The sequence below is a fragment of the Campylobacter curvus genome, assembly GCF_013372125.1.
Taxonomy (GTDB): Bacteria; Campylobacterota; Campylobacteria; order Campylobacterales; family Campylobacteraceae; genus Campylobacter_A; species Campylobacter_A curvus.
Genome location: NZ_CP053826.1, coordinates 1153644 through 1174178 on the forward strand (window position 1 = coordinate 1153644; position 20535 = coordinate 1174178).

Consider the following 20535-nt stretch of genomic DNA (forward strand, 5'->3'; position numbering starts at 1 on the left):
AATTAAACTAAGCTAGAATACCGCAAAAAAGGATATGAAATGAGAAAATTTTTGATAACCACCCTATTAGCCGTTGCTAGCTTTGGCGCGGGGCTAAATTTCAAAAGCTTGCAAAGCGACTTCACCCAGATCGTTTTTAGCGAGGGCTCAAGCGTCACTTACAAGGGTAGATTTTACGCTAAAAACGACAATACTGCGCTTTGGATATACGAAAGCCCGACGCCAAAGAGGATATATTTTGATAAACAGCGCGTCGTCGTGATAGAGGACGAGCTTGAGCAAGCCATCATCTCACGCCTTGACGATACGCCGAATTTGACTCAGATCCTAGCTCACGCTGAGCAGATCCAGCCTACTTTATATAAGGCGATCTATGACGGAGTGGACTACCTCATCACGATGAAAAACGGCCTGCCTGTGATGATAGACTATAAAGACAAGCTTTCTAACAAAATAAAAATCACGCTAAATAATACGCTAAAAGACGCCATCATCCCGCAAGAGACGCTAACTCCCGTCATCCCGCAAGGATATGATATAGTAAATCAATAAATTTAAGGCGTAAATTTTACTCGCCAAAATCTTTGCCAAATTCCTGCACGCTGTTTAGATCGATCGGGCGCTGATTTATAGTAGATGAGTCGGGAGATATCACGATATCGTTTGACTTCTTTTTCTTGACGGGAGTTTGCGCCGAAGTATCCAAGGATGCGCCCTCACCGCATAAATTTTGAGTTTTTATGGCTTTTATTATCTCGTTTAACTCGAGGTTGTTTATCACTCTTATGTTTAAAATAAGCACGTCATCGATGTCAAGAGCATGCTTTTTAGCGGCGTATTTTATAAATGTGTCCTTTAGCTTTTCTTTGCCAAGCGAGGTCAAGATATCTTCTACGTAAAAGCTTCCGATGACGACGTTCAGCACGTCTAGCACGTATGACTCGTTGTCGTTCACGTCGCGCCCTACGACTTCTAGGCTGACGCTTATCTTTTTAGTCAAATTTTGCCCGGCTTTTGAGTAGATATCCGTTTGAAAATCGCTTATCTTTAGCACGTCGCCAAAGGCCAAAACGCCTAAAATCAGCATAAAAAACAGCTTTTTCATCTATAAATTCTCCTTGATGTTTTCAAAAGTATTGCTCGTATAAAATTTCCTAACTTCCTCGTCAATTTTAACCACTTTTCTTAAATACTGCCTAAAATCGCCGTCTTTGTTGTAAAAAAGGCTCAGCCTCTCGGGATTTATCGCGCGAGAAAGCGCCACATAAAGCTGCCCGTTGGCAAAGATGTGATTTAGATCGCAGACGAGGGAATTTATACTCATGCCTTGTGATTTGTGGATGGTGAGTGCGTATGCCAGCTTAAACGGAAACTGCAAAAACGTTGCCAGCGTATTTTGCACGATCTCGTCATCATCAGACGCAAATTCGCTGAGTTCGAAGCAATTTCTTGAAATTTCGACTATCTCGCCGCTATCTTTTTGCACGATGACGCTAGAGCAGACGCCGCCCTCTTTGATGATCTGCATGATCTTGCCTTGCTCGCCGTTGTAGTATTCGCCCCATTTGTTTGTAGTAAAGATTATCTTTGCGCCGATCTTCATACCTAAATTTACCGGGCTATTTAGCGCGTTTATCCAGTTTGCAAGCGTTTTTTCGCTTAAATTTTCATCAAAGACTTTGACTTCGGCAGTCGAGATTTCAAGCGGGCTGTCGATAGCGTTTAGTCTCTCTTGATTTAGCATATCAGCTTCGTAGTTTCTGCCAAAAAGCACGCTGGTATCATTGTTTAAGACAAATTTATCGACTTTTAAAGATGAGATATAGCCAACGACCTCATCATCTAGCTCACCTACTCTAAGCCGCGATAAAATTTCGTAAAATTTCATATCCTGTGTGCGTTTTGACACGAGCAATTCAACATTTTTAAGCCCCATATCACTCCAAGCACTCGAGCTAAAGGCGTAGGTAAATTTAAACAGCTGCGCAGAGTCTTGCTTTTGTACGGGAGGCAGCTGATAAAAATCGCCCACCAATAGCACGCGTCCCTTAAATTTTGAGGTATTTAGGCGGTAACGTATCATCTCCATTAGATCCGCGCTCACCATCGAGATCTCATCTATCACAAGTAGATCACAGCTATCTAACATCGATCTTACGCTACTTAGCTTGCCTCTTTGCCTCCTGTCAAACAGCCTTAGCTCCTCGTAGTTTTTACAGATACCGAATTTAAAAAAGCTATGCACACTCACGCCGCCAAGCCCGACCGCGCTGATGCCCGTAGAGCCTAATATCACGACGTTTTTCAGCTCGCTTCGGTAGTGCTTGATCACGGCTTGCGTGAGATAGGTCTTGCCGACCCCGCCGCCACCAGTCAAAAAGAGGTTCGAGTGCTTTAAAATTTCTAAAATTTGCTCAAGCATATCTCACTCGAACATTTCAGGGCGATACTCAAAGTGCATCGTATCAAAGTGCCTCCAGCGGCCGCCCCAGATAAATTTATGCTTTTCAAAAACGCGAACGATCTTTTCAGGGATCAAATTTTGATAACCGCTACTCCACTGCCAGTAGTGGCTTTTAGCCACGTTTATATCGATCGCGATACCGTAGCTGTGAGCGCTCAGGCGGTTCGTGCCTGCGATGATGCGCCATTTAAACGTCCCGCCTGGATCTTTTAGATATTCAAGCAATGCAGGATCGCTTTTAGTCAGCTCGTCAAGCTTGTCACTGACTGCTTGCAAGGCCTGTGCGGCGCCATTTTTGGAGTTAAATTTCAGCTTTAAATTTAGACTGTCTTTTAGCCAAACGATATCAACTAGATTCGCCCTCACTTCGTTTTCGCTAGAGCCGTAAATTTTACCTAAAAGCTCATAGTTTCGGCATCTGCCGGCATCGCTAAGCGCCGTGCCAAGAGGCGAGAACGCCGCGTAATCAAGCGCGTTCATATCCTGCACGTCCGCTCCTTGCGTGCATTCGTCGTCTTTTTGCTTAAAGTCATCAAAAACTATCGTGCTGCCGTCTTTGAAAATCACTAAATTTTCTCTGATATCCACGCCGTAAGCGCGTTTTAAAGCTGAAATTTTAGCACTTTGGCTGGTACCAGATGATGGCTTTATGATATTCATGGAGTCTATCTTTGCGATCAGCAGATTCGACCTTTCGATGTCGCTTCTATCCTTGCCTATCTCAAGCGTAGTGATCGCCGTTTGTCCGATGAGAGCGCGGCCATTGCTAGCGGTCTTTAGCCCCCAAGCATCATGCACGACAAAGATATCTGCGTCCTTAAATCCCGCGTAAAGCATGATATGACCGGGCAGATGGATGAGCGTCAGATACGGCACACCCTGCTCTTTTATGATCTGAGCCTTGATCTCGTCGCTTAGCCCTTTTAGCTCGATCTTTTTACCTACACTCGCTTGCGCGCGCGAATTTCTAGGTAGCCAAACCCCAAAGCTAGCCAGCATATCCTTAGTAAAGAGCGAACAATCGCGAAGCTTATCCACCCCGCCCCAGCCGTAAGGCTGATTTAGCAGCGAATTTATCAGGGTCTTGACGTTGCCGTCGTTAAATTTAAGCGGAAAATTCGAGGCGGCCTGCTTTGAAATTTTATAATCCCTAAGCCCCGCTCTAGTAAAAACCTGCCCGTAAAAATTTTCATTGTCCTCGCTTAAAAACGGCAATATCCCGCCCACTCTGGCGTAAAACAAAAAGCCGCCGTATTTATCATAAACCGGTGTCTTATCGACCTTGACCGATATAAATTTTTGTTTCGCGTAGCTTTTTGCCGTCTCGTCGTTTATAAATTTTATGTCCTCGACCTTGACCCAGCCCCACACCGCATCATCGCTCACAAACGCCCATGCGCGGTCCTTTGAAAAATGCGAGACAAAGAGCGGATGAGCGATGCTTAGAGTCGATTCTTGCAGATAATCAAACGGATAGCCCTCGCCCGGGGTTTGGGGGTTTAAAAATATCGGCTCGTCGGTAGGGAAATTTCGTAGCGCCGTATTTGCAGCTGTTAGAGCAAACATCGATATCCCGCCAAGTGCGGCGAAATTTGCATTATCTTTTTGCGCATCGAACCAGCTTTGCGGTATCGGGCGGAAATTTGAGCTGTAATACGTCTTTTTCTCGTTTGGCCAATACGTCCTAAACGCCCAAAATACCTCGTTTGGCTCGAGCCTTTTGCCCTTTAGCTCAAAAACGCCAAAGCGCTTTTTTAAAATTTCCTCTTCGCTGAAATTTGCGTTCATCGCGTTTGATGGCAGCGAGCTCGCGTCTTGTTTTATATTTAGCTCAAGCAGGCTTATGCGTTGCTTGGAAGCGTCGATGTTTTGGACGTTACTCGCGCAGCCTACGAAAAACGCAGCCACGAAAACCGATAAAATTTTTATTTTCAATCCTCTTCCTTTTTCAAATTCGAACCCTCTTTGGCAAAAATTTCCTCGACTAACACGACAAAGATATAAAACATCTTTTCGTCGTTGTTTTCGCACACTTGACCTAAATTTTCGATTTTAGAGCCGACCTTGATGCCGTTACGATTTAAAATTTCAGCCACATCAGCGCCCAGTCTGTCTGAAAGCTCGCTAACGCTAACGTCTTTTAGCGCGTTTATAAAGCGAGCCGTGTTACAATCTAGCTGCACCGGCTCGCCTTTGATGATGTTCTTTAGCTCACGCGTTAGCTTTTTTAGCTTTCGCCTTTTTATATAGGTATGAACTATCGCTAACGCCACGAGCATGATGCCGGCGACCATATGCGCATCCATGCTAGTCTCGCCGAAATCTCCCTGCAAGAACATCATACCGCTAACAAACAAGATCGTGACCGAGGCGATAAGCAGCACTAAAATGACGTATTTAAATACGACTTCAAGCTTATTGTTGTTTTCAAACACTCTTAGCCTCCACGAGCGTGCCAAGCTCACTCTCGCCAAATATTTTAACGCCGATTCGTTTCAGACTCTTTGCCGTTATGCCCTCGCCCTTTATGAGCCGATTAGTAAAGCTTCCGTCGTAAATTTCTTTATTTGCGCAGCTTGGGCTTCGCTCCTTTAAAACAGCGACCCTGCAGCCCTCTTTAAGGGCGATCTGGGAGCAAACCTTCGCTCCAAACTCGAAATTTTCAGTAACATCGGTGCGAGAAATTTTAGTAACGACCCTGTCGTTTAAAATTTCAGCCGGTTCGCGCGGAGTCTCAAGGCCTCCTAACACCTCTGGACAAATAGCCACGAGATCGTAAATCTGCGCTAGCCTAACGATATCTTTGCCGATCGTTTGGTTTAGGTTATTGCCGCCGTCATACTTGCAGTTTTCGCCCAGCAAGCACGCGCTTATCAAAATTTTCTCTTTCAAAGCCCGGCTTCTTTTAGCATATCTTTAGCGTAAAGCTCACGAAGCTTTGGTGCAAATTCCCCGATCCTGCCGCCATTTATCAGCTTACCGTCAGCCTTTATGACGGGCAGCAAAATGAGCGTAGCTGCCGAGATGAAGGCCTCGTCTGCGTCATATACCTCTTGCATGCTAAATTTTCTTTGCTCGACCTTGAGTCCGACCTCGCGAGCTAAATTTAGAAGCTTCTTGCGGCGGATACCGGGCAAAATTTCATTTGAGAGCGGCTTTGTGATGAGAGTTTTGTCTTTTATGATGAACGCACTCGAGCTGCAGCCCTCGGTAACGTAGCCATCCTCCACCATAAAGCCCTCGTATGCGCCCTTTTTGTGCGCTTCGTTTTTGGCATAGCACTGAGCCAGCAAAGAAACGGACTTTATATCGCGACGTTTCCAGCGGATGTCAGGCACACTCACGATCTCGATCCCGCTTTTTGCGAGCGGATTGTCTATCACGCTAGCTTCATAGCAAAAGATAAAGACGCTAGGGGTCAAATTTTCTATAAAATAAAAATCCCTAGGCGCTGCACCTCTTGTGATCTGCATGTAAATTCCGCCCTCTTTTAGGGCGTTTCGCGAGATGATCTCGTATAAAATTTCCTCGAATTTTTCCTTATTGTAAGGAAGCTTTAGCTCGATTTGATCCAGGCTTCGCTCAAACCTGTGCCAAAATCCCTCCCTATCTACTAGTCTCGAGTTTATGACGGGCACGACTTCATAGATCCCGTCACCAAATATAAAACCGCGGTCAAATACGCTCACTTTCGCCTCTTTACTCGGTAAAAACTCGCCATTGATAAAGACTGTATCTAAATTTTCAGCCGCCATTTTCGCTCCTTGCTTTTTTGTGAAATTGTAGCGAATTTTGCTTGAATTTATAGATTTTTGCTATAATTGGCGCAAATCCAATCCCAAAAAGTTTGTATAAATGCAAGAAAATCTAAAAAAAATAATACTAAAAAACATGTTCGTCGTTTCAAAGCAACCGGTGCTTTTTAGGGATCTGCTTGAGGCTAACTGCCTTTTCAACGAGGGTATGCTCATCGACGGCGCAAAGCTAAATTTTAGATTCAGACACTCAAAAACCTATCAAATTTACGCTGCGATCTGCCTTGTGATACTGCTTCCGCTACTGATGATAACGCACCATTTCCTAGCCAAGTCAGATGCTCACGTTTCTATTTTAGTAACGGCTTTTGTGACATCGATGGTGTTTATCGGGTTTGATATGTTTAAAATTTGGGCGAGAAAAGAGATGAGTAGCGAGCTGATAAAGCGCGCTTGGAGCGTTCATTTTCCTTATTTCGCCTATGAAAAATACTCGACTCGCGTGGAAGAAATTTATAACGAAGCGCTGAAAAACGACATCTCCAAAAAAGACCTGGAGCAATACGTCCTTGAAAAGCTGATCTCCTATAAAGATGTAAGCGAATAAATATCGTTTTGCTTTAAGATGATGCGTCCAAGCAGCTTAGCTATCTTCTCATCTTTGCAAAGCAGCTTTTCTTCGGCATTTTCTAAAAAATAATATGGCAAGCCATCTATCTTTTTATCAAGCATCTCAAACCTGTCGCAAAGCATTTTTATATCGCTTGAAAGCGGACTTTGTATCGTCTCTCGCTCATCTTCACTCATAGTTTTTAAGTAGTTTCTAAGCTTTATAAATTCAATATTAAGCTCGTTTAATCTATCGCAAATTTTGCCCGCACTCTCTAGCTTAGCCTTACTTAAATTTCCGTCTTGCTTTAGCATTTGTTCATAGCCGCTGAGGGCGTCAATTATTTTTTGCTCGCCTAAGGCAAAGGAGTGCTTTTCGTTTTTTATCAGTGTTGATTGTATGAAGTCTATGAAATTTTTCAAAGCGGCTTTCAGCTTTATTCGTAGCTCATCATCATCGCTGGCAGTACCTAGAAACGATACTGCAAAAACAAGTGAGAAGCCTATGGCGACGTCGATTAGACGATGTAGCATGAGCTCTAAGAAATCATTTTTGATAAGATAAAAAATCATCGTAAATTCCACCATAAACGACGTAGCGAACGCAAACTGACTGTAAGCTCTAAAATAATACACGCAAAACATACCAACGATACAGGCTATATATATCATAAAATTTGCACCAAAGACATAGATCAACCCAAGAGCTATGAAAAAGCCAAAAAGCCCGCCCAAGACGTTATCCTTGCCGGCAGTTTTTACCATATATCTGCTGTTTTTACTCATGCTCATGACTGCGATAGCTATCCAGATGCCATGATCTATATGCGTGATCTGAGATATGAATATCGCAGCAGCCAGACAAAACGCCAGTCTGAGCGCCGAAAGCGTAGTAGCATCTTTTAGACTTATCATCGATATGGCGGACTTCAGGCTTGTTTTTTTGGCTTTATTTAGTATGAGCCTATCCTCGCCGCTATCTTTGATGAGCGCAAATCTCGTATAAAGCACGTCAAGCGAGCTTGCAAAAATTTTATACTCCGAGGCTTTGGCTAAATTTAGCGCTTCATATCTAAGATGTGGGCTCAGGCCTTTAAAAAGCCCCTTAAGCTGTGATAAATTTTCTAAAATTTCAGCCCTCAGCGCTGTAAGCAGTTTAGCATCTTGGATATGTCTAAAAGATGAGTCGAGCGAGATGAGTAAATAAGTGATCTCTTCTATCTTATACAGATAAAATACGGCGCGAGAGTGGTTTCTAATAAGCCTTACATCCTTTAAATTCACGCTTTCGTTTGCAAATATCGATTTGAAATTTTTGATGTGGCCTAGCATTTGCTTGCTGGAGCTTTCAAATTTCGCCGAACCAAGGTCGCTTACGGCGATGATAGCGTCATCAAGCAAGATATTTATGCTCTTTTTCGTAAAATCCCCGTATTTAGCAAATCTGCCAAGCTTCATGAAAATAGCGAGCACTCCGCCCAAAATAAGCCCGCCGATGCCATCTTTTACATTCAGTCCGGCCGTCGTTTGAACTATAAAGCCAACCAGCCCGGTCATATTCACAGCCAGTAAAATTTTATTTAAATTTTCGCTGTAAAGAGTGCTGATAGCGACAAAAAATGCCCACACAAAAACCAAAGCAGACAGCCAGATCCCGATCTGGATAAGAGGCGTCACGAACGGCATGAAAGCGCACGACATCGTGATATAAAGCGACAAAAAGCCAAATTTTTTAAGATCGGGACATTCAAGAGCGCTTAAGAAAAATATGCCCATAGTGATATTTACGGCAAAGATAGCTCCGCTGAGGTTAAAAAAATAAAATCCTAAAAAGCCGTTTAACGTGATGGCAAAGGTAGCTTTGAGCGCGTAAATAAGCTGAAAATTCGCCGGGTCGTAAGAGCGCGCAAACCCTATAAATTTAGCTATTTCCACTGCTTTTCTTGCAAGGAATTTAAAATTTGGTTTTTATAACGTAGATTTTCCAGCTTTATGCTAAGGGCTCTATTTTCCTCTAAAAGCATGTCTCGCTTGCCGCTGATGTCGGCTATGTCGCGGCTGATGTAGTAGATCTGATTTGCGATGTAAATTTTAGGCAAAAATATAGCAAGTGCGATAAACATCGCCAGATAGACCATTACAAGCGTCTTAAAGCTTAAATTTATCTCGCGTTTTTGCTCGTCGTCATGAAGCTCAAGCAGCTCCTCTTTTTCTAACATCACCTTCCCTTTATCTCGAAAACTCGCATCTTTGCACTGCTACTACGAGGATTCGCAGCTATCTCTTTTTGGCTGGCGACGATAGCCTTTTTAGTCAAAATTTTACCTATCGCATGATCGTTTCCGCATTCGCATCGCATGGCATTTGGCGGACAGATGCAGCTTTGTGCCCAGCTTTTGAAGGTATTTTTCACGATCCTATCCTCTAGCGAGTGAAAGCTGATGATAGCCACTTTGCACTCCTTTAAATTTGCATTCTTTATGCTCTCGAGCAAGCGATTTAGCTCGCCAAGCTCGTCATTTACCTCTATCCTGATCGCCTGAAAGGCAAGTATCGCGGGACTAACGGATCTGCCATTTACGCGCCCGGCACCGATAATGCTCGCAAGCTCCTTAGCACTCGTGATCTTTTTTAAATTTCTGGCCGATACGATTTTAGCCGCAAGCGCTTTTGCGTTAGCAAGCTCGCCGTATTTGCTGAAAATTTCGGCTAAATTTTGCTTCGAATAGCTATTTACCACATCAGCCGCACTAAATTTACACGCCCTGTCCATCCTCATATCAAGCGTATCTGAATTTATGCTAAATCCGCGCTCATTTTTATCAAGCTGAAGCGAGCTGACGCCGATATCGGCCAAGATGCCGCGAACGTTTTTGAGCTCCTCTGTGCTTAAAATTTTGATCAACTGCGAAAAATCGCTTTTATAGATTTTGACCCTGTCGCCAAAATTTTCAAGCCTTTTTTTTGAAAATTCTATCGCCTCGTCATCTTTGTCACATGCGATGAGGCGTAAATTTTTATTTTGCTCTAAAAGCGCGCCAGAATGTCCACCATACCCCAAGGTGCAGTCTATGAAAGTGCCGCTTAATCCATGAAATACACCTAAAACTTCGTCCAATAAAACGCTGATATGAGGGCTTTGCACTTTTCTCTCTTTATAAATTTAGGTGAAATTTATCAAAATTTTACTTAAAAACCCATCATTACATAAAATTTTACATAAATTTTAGAAAACTCAAGTATAATGATGGTTTCAAAGGAGCTAAAATGGAGCTAAGACACTCGATAAACGAACTTAAAAAAATATCCCTTTCGATGTTCCGTAAGAATTTTTTCGGTGTATTTCACGGCTCTATTTCAGCCAGGATAGAGCGAAATCAATTTCTCATAAATAAGCAAAATGCGATATTTGACGATCTTAGAGATGACGATCTGACCTTGCTTTTTTCAAAAAAAGACTACCGCTGGAACGAAGCCAGCCTCGATGCAGACATTCATTTAAACATATATAAAAATATAAACGAGGCGAAATTCGTATGTTACGCTATGCCGCCGTATACGACCGCATATGCCATGAGGCAAGATAAGATCACACCTAAAGATTATTTTGGATATATGAGATTTAATGAAATTTCAGTTTATGATCCAAAGCAGTTTGAGGACTGGTATGAGCGTGCCGAGACTGAAATTTACCGATATATGATCGAAAAAGGCACAAACATCGTAGTCATAAAAGGATACGGAGTATACGCGTTTAGCCGTACTCCTCAGCAGCTAGCAAAAGAGATAGCCATACTTGAAAACAGCTGCAGACTTTTGCATTTTGAAAATTATTATAGTGACTTTAGTATATAAATTTACTAACATAGGCTAAAATTTTGTTAGTAAAGCGTATCAAAATTTTGTTTTTGAAGCCCGATTTTAAGGTTATTTAAGTCTATATTTTGTAAAATACTACATATTTTTGTTAGTGTTTTAAAGGAAAATTTAATGATAACTTGGATGCAAAGAAATAAAAAATACCTCGTCGTAACGATCTGGATCAGTGTCATAGCCTTTGTCGGAGCGGGATTTGTCGGCTGGGGAGCATACGATCTAAACAACAACAAAGCCACCTCGGTTGCAACGGTGGGACACAGAAGTATCAGCGTTCAAGAATTTCAACAAAAATATAACCAAATATATGAATACCACAATAATATGTCAGACGGCAAACTAACTCAAGAAAAAGCTGATGAGCTAGGCATAGAAAATGAAGCGTTTCAAGCCGTGCTCCAAGAGAATTTACTGCTAAATTTTGCAGACGATATAGGCCTTAGCGTTAGTGACGACGATATCTTGAAATACATCATAGCCGATAAAAATTTCCAAAACGACGGTGTTTTTAGTAAAAATTTATATTATGACGTTTTGAGACGCGCTAGGATCAACCCAAATGATTACGAAAAAAATTTAAAAACCACCATACTTCTTGATAAACTTTACTATGCACTAAATTTACCGGCTACCAAAAAAGATGTAGAAATGATGACGGCTAGCCTTTTTATGCAAGACAAACTATCTATAGAGATGATCGAAACTAACGAAAATGAGATAAAATTTAACGAAGACGAGATAAAAGAACTTTGGGAAAGCAATAAAAATAATTATATGACCAAGACTCTTTACACATTGGATACTTTATATGTAGAGTCAAAAAAAGATGACATCAACCAAACTGCACTAAGCGCCTACTATAACGAGAATAAAGAAAAATATAAAAATTCCGACGACAAGATCATGCCGTTTGACGAAGTCAAAGAAGAAGTCGCTAAAAACTATAATATAGAACAAAGTAAAACAAACGCGTTAGAAAAATATATAGCCGTTAAAAAAGGCGAACTAGCGACCAACGGTAGCATGAGCCTAAACGAAGACAATGCCACTTTTTCAATAGATGAGATAAGAGGTGCAAAGGTCGGAGACGTCATAAAACCTTTTGTTTATGACAACGGCTATATGATAGTAAAGATCAAAGGCATAACACCGCCTCAATCTATGAGCTACGATCAGGCAAAAGAGCAAATTTTGGAAATTTATAAAGAGCAAAAGCTGAAAGAACTAGTAGAAAATAAAGCAAAAACTGCAATGAAAGACTTTCACGGCAAAGATATAGGGTTTGTCAGCCGAGATATGAATAGCACCATAGATGGTCTAGATCGCGACGAAACTCGTGCCTTTGTAGATCAAATGTTTGAATCCCCTAACAAAAAAGGTTATGTTATTTTAGGAAATAAGGCCGTAATATACGATATTTTGGAACAAAAATTGCTTACTAACAGCGTAAATGACAATTACAAACAGCTAACCGAACAAAACGTTATGCTGTTAAAAAACAATGAGCTCATTAAGGATTTGATAAAAGAGCTTCAAAAACGTTATGAGATCAAAGAATACGTCAAAAGGTAATTATTTTGAGTACTAAAATTTTAGGCATAGATGTCGGGTCGTTTCAGATCTGCGCTGTTATAGCGCAACATGATGAAAACGGCATAAAAATAATAGGCATCGGCACAGAGAAAACGCAAGGCATCAAAAAAGGCGTCATAACAAATATAGAGCTAGCCTCCAAATCTATAAAAAATGCTCTGCTTGAAGCTCAAAGAGTCGCCGGGACTCATTATGAAAAGGTCGTAGTCTCGATATCAGGAGCTTATACAAAGAGTGTAAACAGCAGTGGCGTCGTAAATATTCCTAACCACGAGATCGGCATACGCGAGATCGAGAGAGCCATGCAGATGGCCGATCACACCGCAGATATCCCTCATGAATACGAAAAACTACACGTCCTGCCATACAACTTCAAAGTAGACGGACAAGAGCATATAGAAGATCCTATCGGTATGAACGGTACCAGACTTGAAGTGCAAACTCATATCGTAACCGTTCAAAAGTCATCACTGAGTAACCTAAGAAAAGCTATAAATTCCGCTGGGATTCAGATAGATAATATAGTCCTTTCAGGATACGCCTCTGCCATAGCCACGCTAACAAAAGACGAAAAAGAGCTCGGAGCCGTCCTTATAGATATGGGCGGTGCGACTTGCAATATGGTTGTTCATTCCGGAAATTCCATCAGATTTAATGAATTTCTAGGCGTAGGATCAGCCAACATAACAAACGACCTCTCCATGGCACTTCATACTCCGCTACCAAAAGCCGAGGATATAAAGATAAACTATGGAACATTGATAAACAAATCAGTAGATCTGATCGAGCTTCCGATACTAGGTGACGAAGCAAAAACTCATGAAGTTTCACTTGACATCATATCAAATGTGATATATGCAAGAGCCGAAGAGACGCTGATGATACTCGCTAAAATTTTTGAAGATAGTGGTTATAAAGATATGATAGGCGCAGGAGTAGTTTTGACGGGCGGCATGACGAAGCTTGAGGGTTTGCGAGATCTTGCTTCGGCGATATTTGACAAGATGTCCGTGCGCATAGCAAAGCCAAAAGAGACCGACGGACTTTACGAGATAATGAGAGACCCGGCAAATTCTTGCGCTATTGGCCTTTGTATGTATGGTGCAGGAGAATTTACGGCTTACGAGATAGACTCCGAAAAAAAGATGAGATACCACGGCGAGGCTATATCCAAGCCAAAACCTAGCTTTAAAAATGTATTTGAAGAAGAAAAAAGAGAAAATTTAAATTTTAAAAAGCAAGAGAGCAATCCTTTTGAAGAGGAAGGAATAGAGCTAGTCCATGATGATTTGAGGCTCGATATCCAAAAGCCAAGCAGCAAAGAAGAGCTTGCGAATATCGCTGACATAAGCAAACAAGAAAAGCAACCTAGTGCCATAACGAAATTTTGGCATAGAATCACACAATTATTTTAAGGAGAATTAAAAAGATGAGCAGCTTCACAGTAGAAGAGAATAAAAGCATCTACGGCGCAAAGATCAAGGTCGTAGGTGTAGGCGGCGGCGGCGGAAATATGATAAATCATATGATCCGAGAAAATGCTATTTTAAATATCGATCTTATAGTTGCGAACACCGATGCTCAAGCGCTTGAAAATTCTCCGGCACATACGAAAATTCAGCTTGGTGAAAAAAAGACAAAAGGCCTTGGCGCAGGCATGAGACCGGAGGTCGGCAAAGAGGCTGCAGAGGAGAGCTACGACGAGATAAAAAGCGCCCTTGAGACGTCAGATATCGTTTTCATTGCATCAGGACTTGGCGGAGGTACCGGAACCGGAGCGGCTCCGATAGTGGCTCAGGCCGCTAAAGATGTCGGCGCCTTGACAGTTGCAGTTGTAACCATACCATTTGTATTTGAAGGCAAAAAGCGTCGTAAGCTAGCCGATCTGGGCCTTGAAGAGCTTCGTAAAGAGAGCGACTCTATCGTTGTCATACCAAACGATAAACTACTGACGCTCATAGACAAAAAAGCCGGTATCAAAGAGAGCTTCGAGATGGTCGATGATGTATTGGCTCGTGCGGTCAATGGCATGAGTACTATCGTTCTTGACTCTGGTAAAAGTGATATAAATCTCGACTTTGCCGATGTTAGAACCATCATGAGCCATAGAGGTTTGGCATTGATGGGTGTGGGTGAGGCTCAAGGAGAGGACGCCGCTCAAGAGGCTATGAAAAACGCCATCCAGTCTCCATTACTAGATAATATGACGATAAACGGAGCGTTTGGCGTGCTAGTTCACTTCAGGATTCACCCGTCATGCCCACTTAGCGATATCAATGACGCTATGGAGATAGTTTATAGCGCTGCCGATGAGGATGCGGAGGTGATCTTTGGAACTACGACTGATGACAATATGGAAAACAACAAGGTCCAAATAACCATCATCGCAACCGGCTTCAAAGGCTCGGACAAAGAGGCCGAAGAGAAAAAAGAGGCCGATATGGCGGCAAATGAAGTAGTCAAAAAAGAGAGAATTCTAAGGCTTCAAAAAGTAAGCGGCGGATACAATAGCGAGGACTATATGACTCAGCTTGATGTTCCTTCTTATATGCGCCATCAAATGGACTAAAAAACAATATCTCCTTAAAATTTAGAGGGTAGCTGCAGCCCTCTAAAATCATCTAAATCCTTTAATAAATGTTCTCTTAAGCAGTATTTTACTTTGCTAACGCTCGTAGCTTATTTTTTATGGCTCTATTACAATATTTCATTGATTTTTAGATTTCAAAGCGAAGTCAAACCTTGTGAAGCGACGCTATCACCGCCGATTTTCAGAGAAGCCAAAGGTTGAACGCGAAAATCGTGCTATATGTTCGGTGCTTTGCGGAGCAAGCATGGTTTGCGAAGAGAGTATCAATGATTTGTTATAACAGAGCCTTTTTATAGGGTCGCAAGCGTAGCGAGGCAAAGCAAAGACGTCCTCTGATTTCAGAAAAACTATAAAGCTGACCGCAGTCTGCTACTAGCAGGAAAACGAGAACAGCGTTTAAGCAGCGAACAAAGCTTTCCAAAAAGCTATCAAGATAAAATTTCACTTCCTGGTTGCTATTCGCATCTTTTACGATCGAAAGCAGGTGCACATCACTCCTACAAACGATATTATATATAGCTGCTCTCGCAACGAATGATACAAGCATTCATCAAGAAACATCGGCGCTTATCATTAGAGAAACGACGCTATTAAAATTTCAGCGATAAAGCCTCGATATCTAAGCTCCAAGCGCCTTTTTGACTTCGTCGTTTGCCATCTCGATATTCCATGCAGGCTCCCAAACCAGCTCTATATCGCACTCTTTTACGCCGTCCACTCTAAGCACAGCGTCATTTACCCAGCTAAGTATGAGCTCGTGAAGTGGGCATGAGCGTGTCGACAGAGTCATAGTGACCATCGCCTTCTCACCATCTACTTTGACGTCATATATGAGCCCCAAAGACACGATGTCAAATCCAACCTCAGGATCGACGATAGTCGAAAGCTCTTTGTAAATTTTATCCTTCATTTTTTACTCCAAAATTTATAAATTTAAACACATGCACCATATTAAAGGCCACAAGCAAAACACTGGCAAAAAGTAGCACCAGCGCACCGTAAGTAAAACCAAAAGCATAAGCCGCCAACGCCAAAGTATTAAGGCTAAGGGCTATATAAGTAGGTCTTTTAACTATCATATCATCAAGCAGCGGCACCTTGGCCTTGCCTACAAACGGCGCTACGTAATGATACCAGATCAAAAACGGCGCTATCTTATAAAGATGAGCCGTGATAAAAGCGTATAAAAAGCCAAACATCAGAAAAAATACCGCGATGTCATTTAAGCTAAGGCCGCTAAAGACGCAAAACACTACGAATGAAGCCAGCGATAAAAATATATTTAAATTCCAATAATCATAAGCCTTTCGCACACGCTTTTTGAGTATCAAAAAGGCCTCCGCCACAAAGCATAAGATCGCCGCTAAAAATGCCATCAAAGCAAAATTTAGCCCAAAATATAGCAACACCCCACCCAAAAGATAAAACGCCAAAGAGGCCTTGCTGAGGGTAAATTTCAGATCGTGAGCCAGTGCAAACATCGGCAAAAGCACGCTTGCGACTCCAACAACGATAAAAAACACGAACCCAAGCACGAAATAGATATGATAATGAAGCGTGAGCTCAAAATCCATACTAAATGCACCGGAAAATATCATCAAAAGGCAAAACCCAAGCGAAATTCCAACGATTAAAAACACCGACGAGATCAGCAAAGCAAACGCTGCAAAACTCTTTTTCTCATTTTTGACGAAGCTCGCAAAATAAGTAACGGCAAAAAGCAGCAAAGATAAAAATAAAAGCGAGCCGCCAGCATGCAGTAGCCCTACTTTATCAAAGATCATGCCCGCACTCATCAGTAAAATTCCAAGTGCATAGACAAAAAGATTAGTAAATGCGCCTCGTATCGTAGAAAACGACTTTTCAAGGATGACTGACGTGAGCTGATAGAGCGCACCGATGATGATGCTCATCACAAAGCCCACGAAATAAATATGTAAAAATCCGGCCGTTTGAAACGAAGTGACGGCACTAAAATCGGCCTTTAAAAATGCAAAAAGGCTAAGGATCAAAAATAAGATCCCGACGATAAAATATCCGCCCACCAGCCTAAACGGCGGCGCAAAGGTGTTTAAAAGCATATTTTATCTTAATGGCAGGTCTTATCGAAGTTAAACCCGTCAAGGCTCGCGCCATCTTTTAGGCTAAACGTGAGACGCACTTGCTCGCCGTCTAAATTTTCTCGTTCGATATTGAAATTTGGCTCTATTTTTGGGATCAGACCGACCGGGTATTTGTGATTTATCATGATGATTTTGGTATTTTTATCGGCAAATTTCAGTGCCACCATCGCATTTACCATTGGCTCGGGCGGAACGCAAGGGCGCGAATCAAAACCGATATAAGAGATTCCGCCCTCGCTCTTTTTATAAAACGGCACCGTAGCGCCCTCAGCATCAAAGCTCTGCCAACCTTCAAACATATTCATACTCTCTCCTTTAAAATTTAATTAGGAGGATTATACTCTTAGATATATATGCTATCCTTGATTTGACTCAACAAAGCCTAAATTTTACTTCACATACGGGATATATTCGCCGTATCCCAGCTTTTGCATATCCTCAAGCGGGATAAATTTAAGACTCGCACCGTTTATGCAGTATCTAAGCCCGCCACGTTCGCCCGGACCGTCGTCAAATACATGCCCCAAATGCGAATCACTTATCTTTGAAGTGACCTCGACTCTTGACATGCCGTGACTGTTATCCTGCTCGTATTTTAGCGCATCGGCGGTTATTGGCTTTGTGAAGCTCGGCCAGCCGCATCCCGCATCATATTTATCAGAGCTCGAAAATAGCGGCTTTCCGCTCACGACATCGACATAGATGCCGCGCTCTTCAAATTTATCATACTTGCTGCTAAACGGGCGCTCGGTAGCCTTTTCCTGAGTCACGGCATACTGCTCGTCCGTTAGCTTCTCTTTTAGTTCGCTTTTGCTTGGCATTTTAAATTTCTCATCGTCATAAAGCGGCTTTTTGGCTAAATTTAGATCGATATGGCAGTATCCAAATGGATTTTTATCAAGGTAGTCTTGATGATACTCCTCGGCCAAGACGAAATTTTTAAGCGGAGCGACCTCGACTGCGATCTTGTCTTTAAATTTACTCTGCTCAAACCTCATAAACGCCTCTATCACAGGTAGATCCTGCGCATCGACATAGTATATCCCGGTCCTATACTGGCGCCCGATGTCATTGCCTTGCTTATTGACCGAAGTCGGGTCTATAACGCGAAAATAATGCGCCAAAATTTCAGCCAGATCTATGCGATTAGCGTCATATTTTATATGTAGCGTCTCGGCGTGATCCGTCGCGTCTATCTCGTGATAGCTAGTCTTATCGCTCTTTCCGTTTGCGTATCCTACGCTCGTTTGCTCGATGCCGGCGATCTTTTTAAAATAGCCTTCCATACCCCAAAAGCAACCGCCCGCCAAATAAATATCTTTTAAATTTTTTTGTGCCATCAAAGGTCCTTTTATCTCGTTTTGTGCGTTCGCAAATCCGACTGCCAGCATTATAGTCGCAGCAAATCCTAAAAATATTTTAAGCATTTTTGTCATTTTAGCTCCTTTTTAAATTTTCAAGAATTATAATAAATTTAAAGTTAGCCAGTGTGAAGTGAGTCAAGGCGAAATTCACTCCCGATTTCATACCTTTGCATCTAAAAATTTATAAAATGCGCTTCGATATCTCTTGCTTCCGCTAGGTATTCAAACTATAGATTAAAAAATTATTGTTGCCCTTAAACGAACGCTTCGCAAATCTTACTCGCTCCGCAAGGCGCCAAACGTATAGCACGATTTTAGCAGTCAGCCTTATGGCTTCCTTTAAAATCGGCGGCGATAGCGTCGCTTCATAAGATTTGACTACGCTATAACGTTTAAAATTTTAGAAATCAACACTTTTTAAAACAGAGCCTAAAATTTTTACGCTACCCCTCTCTGTCAAAACGTCGTCATCTCTACTAATTTTTAATCTTGCAAAGTCCAAATTTATCGTCAATAAATACCGTCCAGGGCAACTCTTACAGGAGAATTTATACTACGAAAGTAAAATTTGGCAAAGCAAAGGCGCTTTGCCAAGTGAAATTTCAGTGCAAAAAGTGGCGGACACCGGTGAAATAAAGCGACATGCCGTGTTCGTTCGCCGCCTCTATGACCTCATCGTCGCGGATGCTACCACCCGGCTCTATTACGCATTTCACGCCCACTTTGCTCGCTATATCGACACTGTCTCTAAACGGGAAGAACGCCTCGCTAGCAAGCACGCAGCCATGTAGATCGAGATCGAGCTCTTTTGCCTTCGCTACGGCCGCACGCGCCGCATCGACGCGAGATGTCATACCCATGCCGATAGCCACCATCGCGCCGTCTTTTACATAAACAACGCAGTTGCTCTTCGTAAGGGCGGCGACCTTCCAAGCGATCTGTGCGTCTTTTAGCTGATTTTCATTCGCATGCTTTTTACTCATTTGCTTCATATTTTTAAGCTCGTCATCATTCACCACGTCTCGCTCTTGGAAAACGAACCCGCCGTCAATGTGTTTGAAGTCAAACCTATCCCCTGCGCGCACCAAAAATTTATTATCTTGGGTGAAAATTTTGATGCGTTTTTTATTTTCAAATACCGCCAAAGCATCGTCGTCTACGTTTGCAGCGATTATGACCTCGACGTAAATTTCATTTATCTTACGTGCTAATGCCCTATCTAGCGTGCCGTTTATAGCGACCACTCCGCCGTAGGCCGAGATAGGATCGCATTTTAGCGCCTCCACGTAGCTCTCAAGCAGGCTGTCTTTTACGGCTAGACCGCAAGGGTTGGAGTGTTTTACGATCGCCACGACCGGGGCGTTTTCAAAGCTGGTAGCCAGCATGACAGCGCCGTTTATATCGGTCATGTTGTTAAAGCTGGCTTCGCCTTTGAGCGCTCTAAAGTTGTTCGTGAAAAAATATTCGAATTCATAAAGCGCGCCTTTTTGGTGCGGGTTTTCGCCATATCTCGTGTCAAAGACTTTATTTCCAAAGATAAATCTAGCATCGCCAAACCCGCCTTTAAATCGCTCGTTCATATAGTTTGCGATCGTCGCATCGTAGCTTGCCGTGTGCTCGTAGGCCTTTATCATCAAATTTCTGCGAAATTCAAGATCGTCAGTCCCCTCTTTTAAGCGCTGCAAAATTTCATCATAATCAAGCACGCTGGTAACTATCAAAACGTCTTTGAAATTTTTAGCTGCAGAGCGCACCATCGCAGGACCGCCGATGTCGATGTTCTCGATGATCTCATCAAATTCATCCGTACGGATCGTGGTCTCTTTGAAAGGATATAAATTTACGCAGACAAGGTCTATACCCTCTATGCCAAACTCTTTTGCCTGTGCGACGTGGCTCGCGTCGTCTCGTTTATATAAAATTCCTCCGTGGATCTTTGGATGCAGGGTCTTTACCCTGCCCTCAAACATCTCCGGGCTTTGCGTGATCTGGGCTACTTCGACCGCTTTCACGCCGTTTTCGTTTAAAATTTTATACGTCCCGCCGGTCGAGACGATCTGCCAGCCTAGCTGCTCCAGCCCCTTGGCAAACTCTACCACACCCTCTTTGTCGCTCACGCTGATCAACGCTCTCATTTTAGCTCCTTTAAATTTTACTTAGC

20 protein-coding genes are annotated in these 20535 nt (G+C 42.5%); 6 read left to right on the forward strand and 14 right to left on the reverse strand.

Translation table 11 applies throughout. The annotated features are described in order from the left end of the window. Positions 1–39: 39 nt before the first annotated feature. On the forward strand, positions 40–552 hold the full coding sequence (gene lolA / locus CCVT_RS05585) for a LolA-like outer membrane lipoprotein chaperone (protein WP_018136432.1): 513 nt from the start codon (positions 40–42) through the stop codon (positions 550–552). A 16-nt stretch (positions 553–568) separates the two neighbouring features. On the opposite strand, the gene CCVT_RS05590 is transcribed toward lolA, so the two are convergent. From CCVT_RS05590 to CCVT_RS05615, 6 genes are read right to left on the reverse strand one after another with little or no spacing between them, the layout of a single operon-like run. Then, complete coding sequence (locus CCVT_RS05590; protein ID WP_018136433.1) at positions 569–1105, reverse strand: hypothetical protein; 537 nt, start codon at positions 1103–1105, stop codon at positions 569–571. Further along, on the reverse strand, positions 1106–2422 hold the full coding sequence (locus tag CCVT_RS05595; protein WP_018136434.1) for an ATP-dependent DNA helicase: 1317 nt from the start codon (positions 2420–2422) through the stop codon (positions 1106–1108). Positions 2423–2425: 3 nt separating this feature from the next. Then, on the reverse strand, positions 2426–4399 hold the full coding sequence (locus CCVT_RS05600) for a bifunctional C40 family peptidase/M15 family metallopeptidase (protein WP_018136435.1): 1974 nt from the start codon (positions 4397–4399) through the stop codon (positions 2426–2428). Next, positions 4396–4899, reverse strand: coding sequence for a chemotaxis protein methyltransferase (locus tag CCVT_RS05605; protein ID WP_018136436.1), 504 nt, complete (start codon positions 4897–4899; stop codon positions 4396–4398). Before CCVT_RS05605 ends, CCVT_RS05600 begins: the two co-directional genes overlap by 4 nt. Then, the gene (locus CCVT_RS05610) at positions 4892–5356 is read right to left on the reverse strand and encodes a DUF523 domain-containing protein (protein ID WP_018136437.1); all 465 of its coding nucleotides are present in this window, start codon (positions 5354–5356) and stop codon (positions 4892–4894) included. The genes CCVT_RS05605 and CCVT_RS05610 overlap by 8 nt, the downstream gene beginning before the upstream one ends. Then, the gene (locus CCVT_RS05615) at positions 5353–6219 is read right to left on the reverse strand and encodes a D-amino-acid transaminase (RefSeq protein WP_018136438.1); all 867 of its coding nucleotides are present in this window, start codon (positions 6217–6219) and stop codon (positions 5353–5355) included. Before CCVT_RS05615 ends, CCVT_RS05610 begins: the two co-directional genes overlap by 4 nt. A gap of 100 nt (positions 6220–6319) precedes the next feature. On the opposite strand from CCVT_RS05615, the gene CCVT_RS05620 reads away from it, so the two are divergent. Then, the gene (locus CCVT_RS05620) at positions 6320–6826 is read left to right on the forward strand and encodes a hypothetical protein (RefSeq protein ID WP_009651270.1); all 507 of its coding nucleotides are present in this window, start codon (positions 6320–6322) and stop codon (positions 6824–6826) included. On the opposite strand, the gene CCVT_RS05625 is transcribed toward CCVT_RS05620, so the two are convergent. The 3 genes from CCVT_RS05625 to rsmH are packed head-to-tail and all read right to left on the reverse strand — an operon-like array spanning position 6805 to position 9973. After that, positions 6805–8763: an FUSC family protein gene (locus CCVT_RS05625; protein ID WP_018136440.1), complete on the reverse strand. Its 1959-nt coding sequence runs from the start codon at positions 8761–8763 to the stop codon at positions 6805–6807. The genes CCVT_RS05620 and CCVT_RS05625 overlap by 22 nt on opposite strands. Next, a complete protein-coding gene (locus CCVT_RS05630; protein WP_009651400.1) occupies positions 8754–9047 on the reverse strand; it encodes a hypothetical protein in 294 nt (97 codons plus the stop codon). Before CCVT_RS05630 ends, CCVT_RS05625 begins: the two co-directional genes overlap by 10 nt. After that, on the reverse strand, positions 9047–9973 hold the full coding sequence (gene rsmH / locus CCVT_RS05635; protein WP_018136441.1) for a 16S rRNA (cytosine(1402)-N(4))-methyltransferase RsmH: 927 nt from the start codon (positions 9971–9973) through the stop codon (positions 9047–9049). The genes CCVT_RS05630 and rsmH overlap by 1 nt, the downstream gene beginning before the upstream one ends. Positions 9974–10095: 122 nt before the next feature. On the opposite strand from rsmH, the gene CCVT_RS05640 reads away from it, so the two are divergent. From CCVT_RS05640 to ftsZ, 4 genes are all read left to right on the forward strand, one after another. Then, positions 10096–10683 (forward strand): class II aldolase and adducin N-terminal domain-containing protein, encoded by a 588-nt coding sequence (locus CCVT_RS05640; RefSeq protein WP_018136442.1) that lies wholly within the window; start codon positions 10096–10098, stop codon positions 10681–10683. Between the two features lie 135 nt (positions 10684–10818). Beyond that, the gene (locus CCVT_RS05645) at positions 10819–12276 is read left to right on the forward strand and encodes a peptidylprolyl isomerase (protein ID WP_018136443.1); all 1458 of its coding nucleotides are present in this window, start codon (positions 10819–10821) and stop codon (positions 12274–12276) included. A gap of 5 nt (positions 12277–12281) precedes the next feature. Continuing rightward, positions 12282–13712, forward strand: a complete 1431-nt coding sequence (gene ftsA / locus CCVT_RS05650) for a cell division protein FtsA (protein WP_018136444.1) — start codon at positions 12282–12284, stop codon at positions 13710–13712. 14 nt (positions 13713–13726) lie between these two features. Further along, on the forward strand, positions 13727–14866 hold the full coding sequence (ftsZ, locus tag CCVT_RS05655; protein ID WP_009651442.1) for a cell division protein FtsZ: 1140 nt from the start codon (positions 13727–13729) through the stop codon (positions 14864–14866). A 640-nt stretch (positions 14867–15506) separates the two neighbouring features. Here the strand turns inward: ftsZ and CCVT_RS05660 are convergent. From CCVT_RS05660 to purH, 5 genes are all read right to left on the reverse strand, one after another. Next, the gene (locus CCVT_RS05660) at positions 15507–15797 is read right to left on the reverse strand and encodes a metal-sulfur cluster assembly factor (protein ID WP_018136446.1); all 291 of its coding nucleotides are present in this window, start codon (positions 15795–15797) and stop codon (positions 15507–15509) included. Further along, entirely contained in the window at positions 15787–16968 is a 1182-nt protein-coding gene (locus tag CCVT_RS05665; RefSeq protein WP_018136447.1) for a hypothetical protein, read from the reverse strand. The genes CCVT_RS05660 and CCVT_RS05665 overlap by 11 nt, the downstream gene beginning before the upstream one ends. An 8-nt stretch (positions 16969–16976) precedes the next feature. Further along, positions 16977–17315 (reverse strand): hypothetical protein, encoded by a 339-nt coding sequence (locus CCVT_RS05670; protein ID WP_018136448.1) that lies wholly within the window; start codon positions 17313–17315, stop codon positions 16977–16979. A gap of 84 nt (positions 17316–17399) precedes the next feature. Continuing rightward, positions 17400–18446 (reverse strand): peptide-methionine (R)-S-oxide reductase MsrB, encoded by a 1047-nt coding sequence (msrB, locus tag CCVT_RS05675; RefSeq protein ID WP_018136449.1) that lies wholly within the window; start codon positions 18444–18446, stop codon positions 17400–17402. A 530-nt stretch (positions 18447–18976) separates the two neighbouring features. After that, on the reverse strand, positions 18977–20509 hold the full coding sequence (purH, locus tag CCVT_RS05680) for a bifunctional phosphoribosylaminoimidazolecarboxamide formyltransferase/IMP cyclohydrolase (RefSeq protein ID WP_018136450.1): 1533 nt from the start codon (positions 20507–20509) through the stop codon (positions 18977–18979). Between the last annotated feature and the right edge of the window lie 26 nt (positions 20510–20535).

Excerpts from the sequence above, each read along its gene's own strand:
- CCVT_RS05615 (WP_018136438.1), bottom strand. The coding sequence starts at position 6,219 with ATGGCGGCTGAAAATTTAGATACAGTCTTTATCAATGGCGAGTTTTTA.
- CCVT_RS05630 (WP_009651400.1), bottom strand. The coding sequence starts at position 9,047 with ATGTTAGAAAAAGAGGAGCTGCTTGAGCTTCATGACGACGAGCAAAAA.
- CCVT_RS05595 (WP_018136434.1), bottom strand. The coding sequence starts at position 2,422 with ATGCTTGAGCAAATTTTAGAAATTTTAAAGCACTCGAACCTCTTTTTG.
- CCVT_RS05645 (WP_018136443.1), top strand. The coding sequence starts at position 10,819 with ATGATAACTTGGATGCAAAGAAATAAAAAATACCTCGTCGTAACGATC.
- CCVT_RS05640 (WP_018136442.1), top strand. The coding sequence starts at position 10,096 with ATGGAGCTAAGACACTCGATAAACGAACTTAAAAAAATATCCCTTTCG.
- CCVT_RS05665 (WP_018136447.1), bottom strand. The coding sequence starts at position 16,968 with ATGCTTTTAAACACCTTTGCGCCGCCGTTTAGGCTGGTGGGCGGATAT.
- CCVT_RS05590 (WP_018136433.1), bottom strand. The coding sequence starts at position 1,105 with ATGAAAAAGCTGTTTTTTATGCTGATTTTAGGCGTTTTGGCCTTTGGC.
- lolA (WP_018136432.1), top strand. The coding sequence starts at position 40 with ATGAGAAAATTTTTGATAACCACCCTATTAGCCGTTGCTAGCTTTGGC.
- CCVT_RS05660 (WP_018136446.1), bottom strand. The coding sequence starts at position 15,797 with ATGAAGGATAAAATTTACAAAGAGCTTTCGACTATCGTCGATCCTGAG.
- CCVT_RS05670 (WP_018136448.1), bottom strand. The coding sequence starts at position 17,315 with ATGAATATGTTTGAAGGTTGGCAGAGCTTTGATGCTGAGGGCGCTACG.
- ftsZ (WP_009651442.1), top strand. The coding sequence starts at position 13,727 with ATGAGCAGCTTCACAGTAGAAGAGAATAAAAGCATCTACGGCGCAAAG.
- msrB (WP_018136449.1), bottom strand. The coding sequence starts at position 18,446 with ATGACAAAAATGCTTAAAATATTTTTAGGATTTGCTGCGACTATAATG.
- CCVT_RS05620 (WP_009651270.1), top strand. The coding sequence starts at position 6,320 with ATGCAAGAAAATCTAAAAAAAATAATACTAAAAAACATGTTCGTCGTT.
- purH (WP_018136450.1), bottom strand. The coding sequence starts at position 20,509 with ATGAGAGCGTTGATCAGCGTGAGCGACAAAGAGGGTGTGGTAGAGTTT.